This is a genomic window from Dactylosporangium sp. NPDC051087, assembly GCF_055586325.1.
Map to the genome: position 1 here is coordinate 378,027 of NZ_JBVJIJ010000004.1, position 13,317 is coordinate 391,343.

The 13,317-nt window shown below is 73.5% G+C and carries 12 protein-coding genes; 1 reads left to right on the forward strand and 11 read right to left on the reverse strand.

The genetic code is table 11. The annotated features are described in order from the left end of the window. Positions 1 to 34: 34 nt before the first annotated feature. The 10 genes from ACZ6TV_RS10670 to ACZ6TV_RS10715 form a co-directional block, all read right to left on the reverse strand. Entirely contained in the window at positions 35 to 1,297 is a 1,263-nt protein-coding gene (locus ACZ6TV_RS10670; protein ID WP_465296907.1) for a nucleotide sugar dehydrogenase, read from the reverse strand. 93 nt (positions 1,298 to 1,390) lie between these two features. Beyond that, a complete protein-coding gene (locus tag ACZ6TV_RS10675) occupies positions 1,391 to 2,017 on the reverse strand; it encodes a hypothetical protein (RefSeq protein WP_465296908.1) in 627 nt (208 codons plus the stop codon). A 187-nt stretch (positions 2,018 to 2,204) separates the two neighbouring features. Further along, complete coding sequence (locus ACZ6TV_RS10680) at positions 2,205 to 4,007, reverse strand: DUF4012 domain-containing protein (protein WP_465296909.1); 1,803 nt, start codon at positions 4,005 to 4,007, stop codon at positions 2,205 to 2,207. Then, a complete protein-coding gene (locus ACZ6TV_RS10685) occupies positions 3,988 to 5,220 on the reverse strand; it encodes a glycosyltransferase family 4 protein (RefSeq protein ID WP_465296910.1) in 1,233 nt (410 codons plus the stop codon). Before ACZ6TV_RS10685 ends, ACZ6TV_RS10680 begins: the two co-directional genes overlap by 20 nt. Next, the gene (gene wzy, locus ACZ6TV_RS10690; protein ID WP_465296911.1) at positions 5,205 to 6,425 is read right to left on the reverse strand and encodes an O-antigen polysaccharide polymerase Wzy; all 1,221 of its coding nucleotides are present in this window, start codon (positions 6,423 to 6,425) and stop codon (positions 5,205 to 5,207) included. The genes ACZ6TV_RS10685 and wzy overlap by 16 nt, the downstream gene beginning before the upstream one ends. Then, positions 6,415 to 7,695 carry a lipopolysaccharide biosynthesis protein gene (locus ACZ6TV_RS10695; RefSeq protein WP_465296912.1) on the reverse strand — a complete coding sequence of 427 codons (1,281 nt, stop codon included), beginning with the start codon at positions 7,693 to 7,695 and terminating at the stop codon, positions 6,415 to 6,417. The genes wzy and ACZ6TV_RS10695 overlap by 11 nt, the downstream gene beginning before the upstream one ends. Beyond that, positions 7,692 to 9,002, reverse strand: coding sequence for a glycosyltransferase (locus tag ACZ6TV_RS10700; RefSeq protein WP_465296913.1), 1,311 nt, complete (start codon positions 9,000 to 9,002; stop codon positions 7,692 to 7,694). The genes ACZ6TV_RS10695 and ACZ6TV_RS10700 overlap by 4 nt, the downstream gene beginning before the upstream one ends. An 8-nt stretch (positions 9,003 to 9,010) precedes the next feature. Beyond that, positions 9,011 to 9,634: an acetyltransferase gene (locus ACZ6TV_RS10705; protein WP_465296914.1), complete on the reverse strand. Its 624-nt coding sequence runs from the start codon at positions 9,632 to 9,634 to the stop codon at positions 9,011 to 9,013. Continuing rightward, positions 9,631 to 10,242: a sugar transferase gene (locus ACZ6TV_RS10710; RefSeq protein WP_465296915.1), complete on the reverse strand. Its 612-nt coding sequence runs from the start codon at positions 10,240 to 10,242 to the stop codon at positions 9,631 to 9,633. Before ACZ6TV_RS10710 ends, ACZ6TV_RS10705 begins: the two co-directional genes overlap by 4 nt. Then, complete coding sequence (locus tag ACZ6TV_RS10715) at positions 10,239 to 11,315, reverse strand: DegT/DnrJ/EryC1/StrS family aminotransferase (RefSeq protein WP_465296916.1); 1,077 nt, start codon at positions 11,313 to 11,315, stop codon at positions 10,239 to 10,241. Before ACZ6TV_RS10715 ends, ACZ6TV_RS10710 begins: the two co-directional genes overlap by 4 nt. Positions 11,316 to 11,360: 45 nt before the next feature. Here ACZ6TV_RS10715 and ACZ6TV_RS10720 point away from each other — a divergent pair, with 45 nt between their 5' ends. Continuing rightward, complete coding sequence (locus ACZ6TV_RS10720) at positions 11,361 to 11,870, forward strand: arsenate reductase/protein-tyrosine-phosphatase family protein (RefSeq protein ID WP_465296917.1); 510 nt, start codon at positions 11,361 to 11,363, stop codon at positions 11,868 to 11,870. On the opposite strand, the gene ACZ6TV_RS10725 is transcribed toward ACZ6TV_RS10720, so the two are convergent. After that, positions 11,830 to 13,251, reverse strand: a complete 1,422-nt coding sequence (locus tag ACZ6TV_RS10725) for a tyrosine-protein kinase domain-containing protein (RefSeq protein ID WP_465296918.1) — start codon at positions 13,249 to 13,251, stop codon at positions 11,830 to 11,832. The genes ACZ6TV_RS10720 and ACZ6TV_RS10725 overlap by 41 nt on opposite strands. Positions 13,252 to 13,317 lie beyond the last annotated feature (66 nt).

A 13,317-nucleotide genomic window follows, 5' to 3' on the forward strand; every position in this document is an offset into this window, starting at 1 on the left:
CCGACGAACGTGATGCCGCCGCACATCGAAGGTTTTACAGGCGTTCGACGGCGTCGCCGTGGCAGCGCGCCCGGGTGTCGAAGATGTAGCGGGCGTGCCGCTCGACCAGGTCGTAGTCGAAGTCGTCGTGGTCGGTGAGCAGGACGACGGCGTCGGCGGCGGCGAGTTCGGCCGGGGTCAGGTCGACGAGTGTCACGCCGACGACGTTGCCGGTGTCGCGTTGCGCGGCGTGCGGCTCGACGGCGTGCACGTCGGCGCCCTGGGCGACGAGGAGTTCGGCGACGACCCGGGCCGGTGACTCGCGCAGGTCGCCGACGTTGCTCTTGTACGCCAGGCCGAGCAGCAGGACGCGGCTGCCGCGGACCGGTTTGTAGCGGTCGTTGAGGCCGGCGGCGAGCCGCTGCACCACGTAGCGGGGCATGCCCTCGTTGACGTCGTTGGCCAGCTCGATGAACCGGAACCGTTGCCCGACCTCGCGTTTGACCTGCCAGGACAGGTATGACGGGTCGATCGGCAGGCAGTGCCCGCCGACGCCGGGGCCGGGGTCGAACGCCATGAACCCGAACGGTTTCGTGGCCGCCGCGCCGATGGCCTCGCGCACGTCGACGCCGAGCTGGTTGGCGACGATGGCGAGTTCGTTGACGAGGGCGATGTTGATGTGCCGGAACGTGTTCTCGAAGAGTTTCGTGAGTTCGGCGGTCCGCGGCGCGGAGACCGGCACCAGCCGGTCGACGAAACGCTGGTAGAAGCGCATCGTGGCGGCGAGGGACGCCTCGTCGATGCCGGAGACGAGCTTCGGCGTGTTGTCCAGGTGCCAGGTGGGGTTGCCGGGGTCGATGCGTTCGGGGCTGTACCCGAGGAAGAAGTCGTCCGGTGCGCTGAGCCCGGAGGCGTGCTCGAGCAGCGGCCGCAGGACGGTTTCCGTGGTGCCCGGGTAGGTCGTCGACTCGAGGATGACGGTGCAACCGGCCCGCAGGTGCGGGGCGAGCTGGAGGGCGGCCTGTTCGATGTGGCTGATGTCGGGCACGCCGTCGGTCAGCGGGGTCGGCACGGTGATCGCGCACGTGTCGAAGCCGGCGGCGTCGGCGTAGTCGTCCGTCGGCCGGTACCGGCCGGTTTCCAGCGCCCAGGCGAGCCGCTCGTCGGGCACGTCCTCGACGAAGGAGATGCCGGCGCCGAGGGACTTGACCCGGTCGGTGTCGACGTCGAGTCCGACGACGTCGTCGCCCGCCTCGACCGCTCGGATGGCGAGCGGCAGGCCGACGTAGCCCTGCCCGATGATGACTGTTTTGCCCATGATCATCCTAAGGGTGGGAACACTCGACCCGCCGGCCGTGAAGCAGGCCGACGGGTCGAACGCGATGTGCAGATGGTGGTTTGGTTGTGCGAGCTAGGAGACGCGGCGGCGGCGCATGATCAGTCCGCTGCCGATGAGTGCGGTCAGGCCGAGCAGGCTCGCCACCACGTCGGCGCCGTGGGCGCCGCGCTGGTCCGTGCCGGATGCCGCCAGGTCGGCCGCGTCGGTGGTCTCGGTGCCGGCAGCGGTCCCGGTGCCGAGCGTGGTTTCGTTGGCCGACAGCTTGAACGGGCTCCAGCCGCCGAAGAACGGTCCGAAGAACCCGGCCGGCCGGTCGCCGCCGTCCCAGTGGTCGCCGCCCTTGTTGTGCACGGGGTTGCCGAGCGGCGTACCGGCGAAGAAGTCGTCGCCGCCGAAGTCGTACGAGCCGCGCCAGGCGAGCACTCGCACGGTCACGGAGGCCGATTCTCCGGATTTCTTGCCGGTGACCTTGATGGTGGCGTAGCCGGGTGAGGTGAGCCGGACCTTCGCGGAGAACCTGCCGTCGTCGTCGGTGCGCCGGTCACCGCTCACCTGGGCCGGGAACGGGCTGTCGAAGCCGCCGGAGTGCCGGGTGATGCGGTACTTGACGCGGATCGAGATCGGTTCGCCGGGAAGGAACCGCTTCCCCTGGATGCGGACCGCGCCGCCGGTGCTCACCGACGCGGAGCTCACCCTCACGGCTGGTTCCGGCGCCGGATAGGCGGCCGCGGCCGCCGCTCCACCAGGTTCGGCGTGCGCGACGGTCGGTGCTCCCAGCACTGCCGCCGCGACAAGTGCCCCCGCGAGGGCGGTCAGTGCGGATCTTGTTCGGGGTCGCATAAATTTCACCGTAGACTTCGCATCACCCCGATATGGGCATTTTTCATCATTTGCCGCATCTCTCGGCGGATTGCAACCGAAGCGTCCACGGTGTGATGCCGGGCGTCGTCACCAGCCGCGGCGTGAAGCCCTCGGCGGGCACCGGGCCCGTGATGAGGTTCAGCTGCAGGGTGCTGCTCTTGCCGGGCGCCAGGTCGACGGTGAAGACGGCCACGGTGCGGCCCAGCTCGAAGCCGCTGCCGTAGTCCACGGGCGCACCGTCCTGGGTGGCGTCCACGGGCGCGCCGCCGCTCGGCAGGTACACCATGACGTTGGTGCGGATCGTGTAGTCGCCGGCCAGGCCCAGCCCGAGCACGCTGCGCGGCAGCCCGGTCCGCGGCGCCGTCGAGGCCAGCTTCACCGTCAGCATCAGGTGCCGGGAGCCGTCCTCCAGGCACTCCCCAGCGGTCAGCGACGCCTCGCGGGTCATGTAGTAGCCGAGCTTCGCGCCGGTGCCGTCGTTGAGGAACACCCCGACGGTCGGCCGGGCGCCGTCGTCGGCGGGCAACGTCCCGGCGAAGACCGTGCCGGCGAGCTCGGCCTGCTCCTCCGGGTGCGCGCTCCAGGCCAGGAGCCGCCGCTCGGCCGCGGCCTTGCGCAGCGCCGGCATGAGCTTCGACGTCGACGGCAACGCCCCGGTCAGCTTGTCGAAGACGGCCTTGGCGGCGTCGGCGAAGAACGCGTCCTGCGACTTCTGGTCCGCGATCGTCAGGTACACCTCGGACAGCAGCCGCCGGACCGCGGTCGGGCCGGTGAGCGCGGGACCGCCGGCGACGTCGACCGGGCCGGTCGCCTGCAACAGGTAGGCCAGCGCGACCGGGTCGGTGGCCAGGACCCCGTCGACGGTGCGGCCGGAACGCAGCCGGTACATCTCGCGGTACAGCGCCGCCGCGGTCGGGAAGTCGGGCGTGAGGTTCACGTCGGCGGGATAGCGGCCGAGCCGGTCGGTGTGCAGGTCCTCCATGTCGGGGTCCAGCGGCAGCACGGGCGCGGCGAACTCGGCGATGTCGGTGGCGGCGGCGCCCTGCTGGAGGATCGTGATCGCGCCCTTGTCCGCCTGCAGCACCACGAACGCGCCCGGCATCCCGCCGGTGGCCCGGACCTCGGCGAGGTTCTGGAAGAGCACCAGGTAGGTCCGCGGCGCGGTGGCGCCGAGCATCGCGGGCAGCAGTTTCGCCGCCCGGGCGATGGGTGCCAGCAGCGGCGCGATCCGGTGCAGCGCCTCGTCGAGCCGTCGCACCGCGGCGCGGACCCGCGCGTCCAGCCCGTCGCGCTCCAGCCCCGCCAGTCTGCGTTGCGCGGCTCGTACGAGCGAATCAGCGGCGGCCAGATGGGGGGCGGCGCCGGTGACCGCGGCCAGGCCGTCCCCGCCGGCGAGCGTCGACTGCAGCCCGCCGGCCGCGTCCAGCATCGGCGGCAGCACCCGGCCGGCGAGGTCGTCGACGATCTGCGCGACCGCGGCGACCGCCGTGAGGTCGTCGCCGGCCATCGGGGCGGACCGGCCCACGCCCCACGTCACCCCGGACGTGTCGGCCCGGGCCTGCGCGGTCTGGCGGCGCAGGTCGGCGGTGGTGCGGCGGGCCGCGGCGAGGTCACCGGCGCGCAGCGCCCCCTCCAGCGAGCCGACCAGGGTCGCGGCGCGCTGCAGGTGCCCGGCGGCGGACCCGGCGACGGTCATCAGCCGCAGCCCGAACCCGCCGAGCAGGACCAGCACCACGACGACGGCGAGCACCACCTTGCGCCGCCGGGTGCGCAGCAGCACCCGCAGGTGGGGCCGGACACCGGTGATCTCAGTCGAGCTGTCGGGCACCTCCGACGACCTCCTTGACCTTCTCTGGCTGGGTGATGACGCGCAGCGCGCGGTAGAAGTCGGTGCGCCGCCGGGCGAGGGTGTCGGCGGCGTAGTTGCGGGCCCGGACGAGGTTGCGGGCCGACGCCGCGGCGAGCGCCGCCGGGTCGGCGACCAGGGCGGTGATGGCGTAGGCGAGCGCGACCGGGTCGTCCGGCGGCACCAGGTGCGTCTGGTCGAGCAGCTCCGGGGTGCCGCCGACGGTGGTGCCGACCGCGGGCAGCGCCCTGGCCATCGCCTCGATCAGCGCCCTGGGCAGCCCCTCGGTGCGCGACGGCAGCACGAACAGGTCGGCGTCGTCGAGGAACAGCCGCACGGCCGCGCCGGGCGGGACGGCGCCGGCGAACGCGACCCGCCCGCCGAGGCGCCGCTCCCGCACGAGCCGCTCCAGGTCGGGGCGGCAGCGGCCGTCGCCGAGGTGCACGAGGTGCGCCTCCAGGCCGGCCCGCACCAGCATCGGCAGCGCCTCGATCAGCGTGTCGATCCCCTTGTACGGCAGCTCCAGCGACCCGACGGAGACGAGCCGGACCGCGACCTTGGGCGAGCGTGCGGCGCGCGGCGTGGCCACGAACGCGGACCCGTCGAGCTGGATGCTGGAGTACGCGGCGGTCACCGCCCCGTGCGCGGCCGGGTACCGCGCCTGCAGCGTGCGCTCGGTGACGTAGGCGACGGCGACGGCGCTGCGGCACTGGGCCCGCAGCCGGGCGGTGAACCAGGCACGCAGCAGCGGGCGCAGCGGGTGGCGGATCGCGCCCGGCGCGAACACGTCGTAAGGGTCACCGACGACCTCGAGGCCGAACGGGCGGCCGGCGGACCGCAGCCCCGGGCGCAGGGTGCGGTGCAGCAGCGTCCCGATCGGCGACGGCACCCGCAGCAGGACCGCGTCGCCGGGTTCGACGGCGGCGCGGACGGCGGCCCGCACGGCACGCAGGCGGCGCAGGTACTGCAGCGGCCCCACGTAGTAGGGCACCGGGTGCACGGTGACGTGGTCGCCGTCGACACGCTGGGCGTCGACCGGGCGGCCGTCCCGGTCCGCGACCCTCGCCACGATCCGGACGTCGTCGAAGACCGTCAGGTAACGCTGCCAGAAGTCGTACGCGGCACCGGTCGTGCTCCACACCCGGCCGTCCGGGGTGCGCACGTACCGCTGTTCGCAGCTCACGACGAGACGCATTGCGGCACCGCCTCCGGATTCTCGGTCGCTCGTTCGGCAGGTATCTCCGGGTCCGTCCGGATGGAGACCAGGCGGACCGCGCCGTAGAAGAGCAGGCCGTAGACGCAGGTCTTGAGCAGGCTGCCGCTCTCGCCGCGGAAGCCGTACATCCAGGCGACGGTGAAGAGCAGGCTGCCGTAGGCGTAGACCGGCGCGCGGTCGATGCGGTTGACCAGCAGCCGGTGCACGACCGTCAGCCCGGCGAACAGCGCCGGGATGCCCCACAGCCCGAAGTTGAGATACGCCTCGCCGGTGAGGGAGAAGCCGTAGCCGGAGGCGCTGCCGGGCGCGTACCGGTCGACGAGCCACTGCGCCAGCGCCGGCTGCGCGTGCCCGGGCAGCAGGTTGACCATCGCGTGGAAGTAGGTCGCGCCGCGCGTGAACGGCTCGACCGACGGCACGTGCGTCATCACCCAGGTGTCGACGAACAGCACCGAACCCTGGTTGAGCACCTGCGTGGTGTCGGCGGGCCCGTCGCCGCGGAGGCTGAAGATCAGGGTCGCGCCGAGCAGCAGCAGCACGCCGTAGCCGACCGGCCTGGTGAAGGAGCCGCCCCGGGTCAGCTCGCGGTGCAGGATCAGGCTGAACAGCACGAAGACGAAGTCGCGCTCGCCGGTGCTGAGGCAGTAGACGACGTAGACGGCGAAGTTCAGCCGGTACGTGAAACGCCCCGCGGAACTGCCGTCGGCCATGTAGTACAGCGCGCAGGCGAACATCTCGAACAGCAGGTAGTCGTAGTGGCCGGGCCCGGCGACGTCGATGCGGTCGAGCTTGGTGCCGGCGAGGAAGCTGGTGCCGCCGAGGACCAGGACGGTCGTCGCGTAGAGGGTGAGCCCGGCGAGGACCACGGGCAGCAGCGGGAAGCGGTGCGTCGCGACGGGTGCGGCGATGTCGTCGCGCTGGCGCACCAGCAGACCGGCGGCGAGCACCCCGGCGAAGGCGAGCAGCAACCCGAGCGCGGCCCGGCCGATGAGGGCGGTGTTGGTGCCGAAGTAGATCGCCCCGCCGAGCTGGTAGCTGACGACGGGCCCGAAGCCGAAGAGGAAGAAGTACGCGGTGACGTAGGCGAGGATGTCGCGGACCCCGCCGACGAGCAGCAGCACCGGGATCGCCAGCCCGGCCAGCAGCACCGCGTACCACGGATCGAACGAAGCATCAAAGGTCACGCCGCAGCAGCTCCCACTTCAGGCCGGCGTGGACGGCGGCGGCCGCGACGGTGGCCCAGGCCGCGCCGCTGATGCCGTAGCGGGGCACGAGCACCAGCGCGGCGAGGACGGCGGCGGCGCAGACCGCGGCGTTGACGGCGAGCTGCCCGGTGAAGCGGCGCACCGCGGACAGGGCCGCGTCGAGCACGAAGCAGGTCGCGGCGACGGCGGTGGCGACGGTGAGCACGGTGAGGGTGCCGGCGTCCTCCGCGTAGGACTCGCCGTAGACGGTCCGCAGGACCTTCGCGCCGAACAGCTCCGCCGCCCAGACGGCGAGGACACCGGCGACGGCGATCCCGGCGAGCGACTGCCGCACGAGCGCCGCGAAGCGGTCCTTGGCCCCGGCCGCCCGCAGCTCGACCAGGCGGGGCAGGAGCGTCTGCGCGACCGCGGAGACGAGCACGTTGCCGGTGAGCACCAGGTACCCGGCGGCGGCGAACGCGCCGAGGGCGGCGGCGCCGAGCCGGTCCTGCAGCGCGTAGCGGGGCACGTTCGCGGTGAGCGAGGTGATCGCCGACGCCAGGCCGAGCGGCAGCGCCGTCCACACCAGCGCGCCGGGTCCGGGCGGGCTGAAGCGGTGCGTGTGCCGCTTGCGCGGGCCGGTCTTCGCGGTCGCGTCCAGCACCCGGGAGGCGAGCGGCGCGCAGAAGCCGAGCCACGCGATCAGCGAGCCCATCGCGGAGCCGGCGGCCGCCCAGGCGACGCTGCCGGTCGCGGACAGCAGCACGCCGGTGAGCGCGACGGTGAGGGCGCCGTTGGCGAGCTGGGCGATCGCGATGCTCCGCTGGTCGTGGTGGCGCTGGAGCAGGCCGAGGTAGATGTCGCCGACACCGTCGAACGCCTTGGCCAGGCCGACGAGGACGACGACCGCGGCGGGCAGGTCGAAGACCCACACGGCGACGCAGACCGCGGCGGTCGCGATGGCCATCCCGGCGAGCCTGACCCGCAGGTACCGGCGGAACGGGTGCTCGTGGAACGTGTCGGTGACCAGGACGGTGCGCAGCGACAGGTTCGCCAGCAGCACCACCGGGGCGCCGACGGCCAGGCCCAGGGCGTAGTCGCCGACCATCGCCTGGGTGCCGAGCCGGGCCACGACGACGAGGACCAGCCACTGGCACAGCGCGTAGCCGGCGTTGCCGGCGACTCCCCAGCCGACGTTGCCGGCGAACGAGGGCCTGCGCCGCGGCGCGGCATGCCGGACGGGCGTCTTCGCCGATCGCAGCTGCGTCATCTTCGACCGCCCCGTCCCAGCCCGTCCCGGTCGAGGCCGTCCGGGTCGAGGCCGTCCGGGTCGAGGCCGTCGCGCCCGAGACCGGGCCGGTCGGAGGCGGACCGCTCGAGGCTGGACCGGTCGGAGGCAGACGGGTCGAGGCCGGACCGGTCGGAGGCGGGCCGGTCGAGGACGACGCGTTCCAGGACGTCGGCGACCGCGGCGGCGGCCGGGCCCTCGGCGAAGCGGGCGACGATCAGCTCCCGGCTCAGCTCCCCGCGGCGGCGCAGCGTGCCGGCGAGGAACTCCGCGTGCGCCTCGTGCAGGGCCGCGACGAGCGCGTCGACGTCGTCGCGGGGCACCAGCCAGCCCGACGACGCGTCGACGGTCTCCGGCAGCGCGCCGGCGTCGGAGACGATGCTCGGCACACCCATCGCACCGGCCTCGCGGGCGGCGCCGTGGTTCTCCGACAGCGACGGGCTGACGCTGACGTCGGCGGCGGCGTAGCAGTCGCGGACGTCGAGCACCGAGTCGTGCCAGTCGACGCCCGGGTCGCCGGCGACGCCGAAGCGGGTCTCCAGCTGCCGCTTGTAGGCCTCCCCCTCGGCGTTGAACCCGCCGCCGAGCAGGATCAGCCGGGCGTCGGGGACGTCCCGGCGGAAGCGGCGCCACGCGGTGAGCAGGATGTCGTGGCCCTTGATGCCCCGGCCGCGGTGGGTGAGCCACTTCGGCGGGTACACGTAGGCGACCATGCACGCGGTGAACGTGCCGTCGCCGACGCCGAACGCGGCCCGGCACGCGGCCCGGTAGGCGGGCGACGGCGGCGAGAAGTGGTCGCAGTCGGTGCCGTAAGGGATCGGGGCGACCCGCTCGGCGGGCATGCCGATGCCGCGGTAGAGCGCCGCGGTGTGGTCGCTGCCGCTGATGACGACCTCGTCGCGGCGGCACAGGACCCGCTCCACCGTCCGGATCAGCGGCGACTCCAGGAACAGTGGGCCGGGGACCATGTGGACGCGCCGGGCGGGCAGGCCGAGGCTCGCGATCCGGACGGCGAGCGCGGAGGCGTAGAGGTGGTAGTGCAGCACGTCGGGCTGCAGCGCGCGGAGCTGCTCGCGCAGGCCGAGCAGCCCGGCCAGGGTGGCGGGCGACGGGCGGAAGCGGAAGTCGAACGCGGACTGCACGACGTCGATGCCCCGGTCGTGCAGGGCCTTGCGCAGCTGCCCCTCGCTGCCGGGCGGCAGCACGGCGACCACATCGTGGCCGCGCTGTCGCAGCTCGTCGAGCTGCGACAGGGTCCACCGGCCGCCGTCGTCCGTCTTGATGATCATCGCGACCTTCACCGGGCCGGCACCCCCTTCACGATCGTCTTCGGCTCGACGTCGCGGGTGACGCACGCCCCCGCGCCGACGGTGGCGCCCTCGCCGACGTGCCGCCCCTGCAGCACGCAGGCGGTCGTGCCGATCAGCACCTCGGGGCCGATCCGGCAGTCCCCGGAGATCGCGGCGAGCGGGTTGACCTGCACGAAGTCGGACAGTTCGGTGTCGTGGCCGACGGTGCAGTTCTGGTTCAGGTGGACGTGCCGCCCGATGCGGACGTTCGTGGTGACGCGGGCGCCGGCAAACGCGACGAACCCTTCGCCCACGCACGCGTCCGGGCCGATCGTCGCGGCCGGGTGGATCAGGGTCGCCGCCGCGAGGCCGTGCAGCCGCAGCTGCTCGTCGAGGCGGGCCCGGACCCGCGGGTCGCCGATGCCGATCACGTATCCGATCGAGGGCCGCTCGTCGCCGAGGCGGGTGCTCGGCCCGAGGAACGGCACGCCGAGCGCGGACACCCGGTCGAGGTTGCGCTGGGTGGGGCTGTCGTCGACGAAGCCGCGCACGGGCATGCCGGCGGCCCGCGCGATGGTCAGCACCTCGCGACCGTGCCCGCCGATTCCGACGATGACCAGGCCGTTCCTCATGCCCGCCGCCCGTCGTCGGCAGCGGCGGCGCGCAGCTCGTGGTTGGTCGCGGAGCCGGTCGCGGTGACCCCGTCGCGGCGCACGACCGTGCGGACCGTCTCGACGAGGATCCGCAGGTCCATCCGCAGCGTCCGGTGCCGCACGTAGTGCAGGTCGTGGGCGAACTTCTGCTCCCACGTGAGGTTGTTGCGGCCCAGGACCTGGGCCAGTCCGGTGATGCCGGGCCGCACGTCGTGCCGGTGCGCCTCATTGTCGGTGTACCGGTCGAGGTACGCGGTCGGCAGCGGCCGCGGCCCGACGAGGCTCATGTCGCCGCGCAGCACATTCCACAGCGCGGGCAGCTCGTCGAGGCTGGTCGAGCGCAGGAAGCGGCCGGCCGCGGTGAGCCGGTCCGCGTCGCTGCCCGGGTCGAAGCCGCTCGTCGCCGCGGGGCGCATGGTGCGGAACTTGACGAACGTGAAGGGCTCGCCGTGCAGGCCGGCCCGCTCCTGGCGGAACAGCACCGGCGTGCCCATGGTGACGCCGACGAAGACGGCGGTCGCCGCCATGACCGGGGCGAGGGCGACCGCGGCGACCGCGGCGCCGGCGATGTCGAGGGCCCGGTTCACAGGAACTCGTCGATCGCGTCGAAGATGCGCTGCTGCGCGGCGTCCTGCAGCTGCGAGCCGCTGGGCAGGGCCAGGCCGGTGGCGAAGAGCCGGTCGGCGGCGCCCGTCAGCCAGCCGCGGGCATCGCGGTACACCGGCTGCCGGTGCATCGGTTTCCACACCGGGCGGGTCTCGATGTCGCCCTTGGCGAGGTGCGCGCCGAGGTCGGCGGCGGGCCAGCCGGACTCGCGCTCGTCGACGGCGATGACGGTGAGCCAGCAGTTGGCGCCGTGCTCCTGCTCGCCGACGATCCGCACGCCGGGGACGCCGGCGAAGGCCTTGGCGTAGCGTTCCCGCAGCTGCCGGCGCCGGGCGATCATCCCGTCGAGGCGGGCCAGCTGCCCGCGGCCGACCGCGGCGAGCAGGTTGCTGAGCCGGTAGTTGTAGCCGACGTCGGTGTGCTCGTAGTGCGCCACTGGCTGCCGGGCCTGGGTGGCGAGGTAGCGGCAGCGGTCGGCGAGCGCCTCGTCGTCGGTGACGAGCATCCCGCCGCCCGACGTGGTGATGATCTTGTTGCCGTTGAACGACAGGGCCGCGGCCCTGCCGAACGAGCCCGCCGGGCGCCCGTCCCGGCTCGCGCCGAGCGCCTCCGCCGCGTCCTCCAGCAGCGGTACGTCCAGCGCCTCGAGCGCCTGGTTGTCGGCGCAGGCGCCGAAGAGGTCCACCGAGACGACCGCGCCGACGTGCCTGCCCTCGCGGCGCAGGTCGGCGACCGCCCGCTCGACGAGGGCGACGTCGACGTTGCCGGTGTCCGGCTCGCAGTCGACGAAGACGGGCTCGGCGCCGGTGTAGACGACGGCGTTGGCGGTGGCCGCGAACGTCAGCGTCGGCACGACGACCGCGTCGCCGGGTCCGACCCCCATCGCGAGCAGGGCCAGGTGCAGCGCGGCGGTGCCGGAGCTGACCCCGACGGCGTGCGCGGTGCCGCACCGCTGAGCGATCTCCGCCTCGAACGCGTCAAGATCCGGGCCGACGGGCGCCACCCAACCGGAACGTAACGCGTTGACGAGGTAGCGCTCCTCTGTGCCCGACATATCGGGCGCCGAAAGGAAGATGCGAGAAGTCATCGGGGGCTTTCCATGCTGTTCGTCTGTCGGGCCAACCTGTGCCGGTCGGCCATGGCCGAGCGGCTGGCCCGGGCCGGTGGCCTGGACGCCGCGAGTGCGGGCACCCACGCGGTGCCGGACCTGGACATGCCGGCGTTCGCGAAGGACGTGCTGGTGGAGCGGGGCGCGGACCCGGCCGGGTTCGCCAGCCGGCGCGTCGACGCCGGGCTGCTGGCCGGCGCCGACCTGGTGCTGACCGCGACCCGGGCGGAGCGGGCGCACTGCGTGACCCTCGCCCCGGCGACGGCGGCGCGGACGTTCACGCTGCGGCAGTTCGGCCGGTACCTGCGGCACCTGCCGCCGGAGCCGACGACGCTGCGGGACATCGCCCGGGTGCGGGGGCGGCTGCAGGCGGGCTCGTCGCTCGACGACGACCTGCCCGACCCGTTCGGCGGTCCGATCGACGAGTTCCGCGTCTGCGCCGAGACGATTGCGGACATCCTCACCCTCCTGGCCGACCGGCCGCGTCGAGATCCCGCCTGAGCGGGGCGGGTCGCGCCGTGAGCAGCGGCGCGCCGGTCCGGGTGCCGTAGTAGGCGTAGGAGTAGCCGTCGTCACCGCCGGCCTTCGCGCCGTTGAGCACGCAGCCGAAGAGCCGGGCGGAGACCGCGTCGATCGCGAGGACGGCGGAGCGCACCTGGGTGGTGGTCGTCTTGCCGGCGCGGGTGACGAGCACGGCGCCGTCGGCGCGGCTGGCCACCACCGCGGCGTCGGTGACGACGAGCAGCGGCGAGGTGTCCACGACGACGTAGTCGAAGTTCTCGCCGGCGGTGGCGAGGAGCCGGGCCATCTGCTGCGAGCCGAGCAGCTCGCTCGGGTTGGGCGGGATCGAGCCGCTGGCCAGGACCCACATGTCGCGGTCGCCCCACGGCTGCGCGGCGGTGTCCAGGTCGACCTGGCCGACGAGGACGTTGGTGAGGCCGACCGCGCCTTCGAGGTCGAGGTATTCGGCGAGCTTCGGGCGGCGCACGTCGGCGTCGATCAGCAGGACCCGGTGCCCGTTCTCGGCCAGGACGATGGCGAGGTTGCAGGCGATCGTCGACTTGCCCTCGTCGGGCAGCGCGCTGGTGACGACGATGCAGCGGGCCCGCCGGTCGGGGTCGACGAACTGCAGGTTGGTGCGCAGGTGGCGCATCGCCTCGCCGCGCGGGGACCAGGACGCGTCCTCCAGCAGCAGCGGCTCCTGCCGGGCCCTGGGGTCCAGCGGCACGGTGGCGAGGACGGCCTTGCCGCCGGCCTGCCGCAGGGCGGTCGCGGAGCGGACGCTGCTGTCCAGGATCTCCCGCAGTACGGCACCTGCGGCACCGACGAGCAGGCCCATGACCAGCGCGACGGCGAAGTTGCGGGCCGGCTGCGGCGAGACGGGGTCGGTGCCGACGCGGGGGCCGGTGACCACGTCGACGCGCACGGTCGGGCTGTCGCCGCCCGGCGGGGTCTCCAGCACCGCGACGAGCGCGGCGAACTTCGACGCGACGGCCTGGGCGATGCGCAGGGCGCGGTCGCTCCGGGTGTCCAGGACGGTGATGTCCAGCAGGACGGTGTCGGGCACGGTCCGGGCGCTGATGCGCTCCTTGACCTCGTCGGCGTCGAGGCCGACCGCCGGGTCCGCGGCCACGGCCCGCGCCAAGCGGTCGCTGCCGACGAGGTTGACGTAGGACCTGGCCCGCTGCTGCGAGAACAGGCCACCCTGGTAGGCATCGGTCACGCCGCTGCTCGGGGTGCTCACGAAGAACGTGACCGAGGCCGCGTACATCGGCGCGGTGCGCGCGGTGACGAAGACCGCGGCGACCAGGGCCAGGCAGGCGGTCGTGGCCACCAGCCACCAGCGTTTCCGGACCGCGCCGACATAGTCGCGCAGCTCCATACGCCATGACCTCCCGTGTTCGCTTCTTTACGAAGAGTGACATGATGTCATGACGGAAGAGGTGAA

Bases quoted from the DNA above. Each gene is read 5' to 3' on its own strand.
- ACZ6TV_RS10670 (WP_465296907.1), bottom strand. From the start codon at position 1,297: ATGGGCAAAACAGTCATCATCGGGCAGGGCTACGTCGGCCTGCCGCTC.
- ACZ6TV_RS10685 (WP_465296910.1), bottom strand. From the start codon at position 5,220: ATGCGTCTCGTCGTGAGCTGCGAACAGCGGTACGTGCGCACCCCGGAC.
- ACZ6TV_RS10695 (WP_465296912.1), bottom strand. From the start codon at position 7,695: ATGACGCAGCTGCGATCGGCGAAGACGCCCGTCCGGCATGCCGCGCCG.
- ACZ6TV_RS10700 (WP_465296913.1), bottom strand. From the start codon at position 9,002: ATGATCATCAAGACGGACGACGGCGGCCGGTGGACCCTGTCGCAGCTC.
- ACZ6TV_RS10705 (WP_465296914.1), bottom strand. From the start codon at position 9,634: ATGAGGAACGGCCTGGTCATCGTCGGAATCGGCGGGCACGGTCGCGAG.
- ACZ6TV_RS10715 (WP_465296916.1), bottom strand. From the start codon at position 11,315: ATGTCGGGCACAGAGGAGCGCTACCTCGTCAACGCGTTACGTTCCGGT.
- ACZ6TV_RS10720 (WP_465296917.1), top strand. From the start codon at position 11,361: ATGCTGTTCGTCTGTCGGGCCAACCTGTGCCGGTCGGCCATGGCCGAG.
- ACZ6TV_RS10725 (WP_465296918.1), bottom strand. From the start codon at position 13,251: ATGGAGCTGCGCGACTATGTCGGCGCGGTCCGGAAACGCTGGTGGCTG.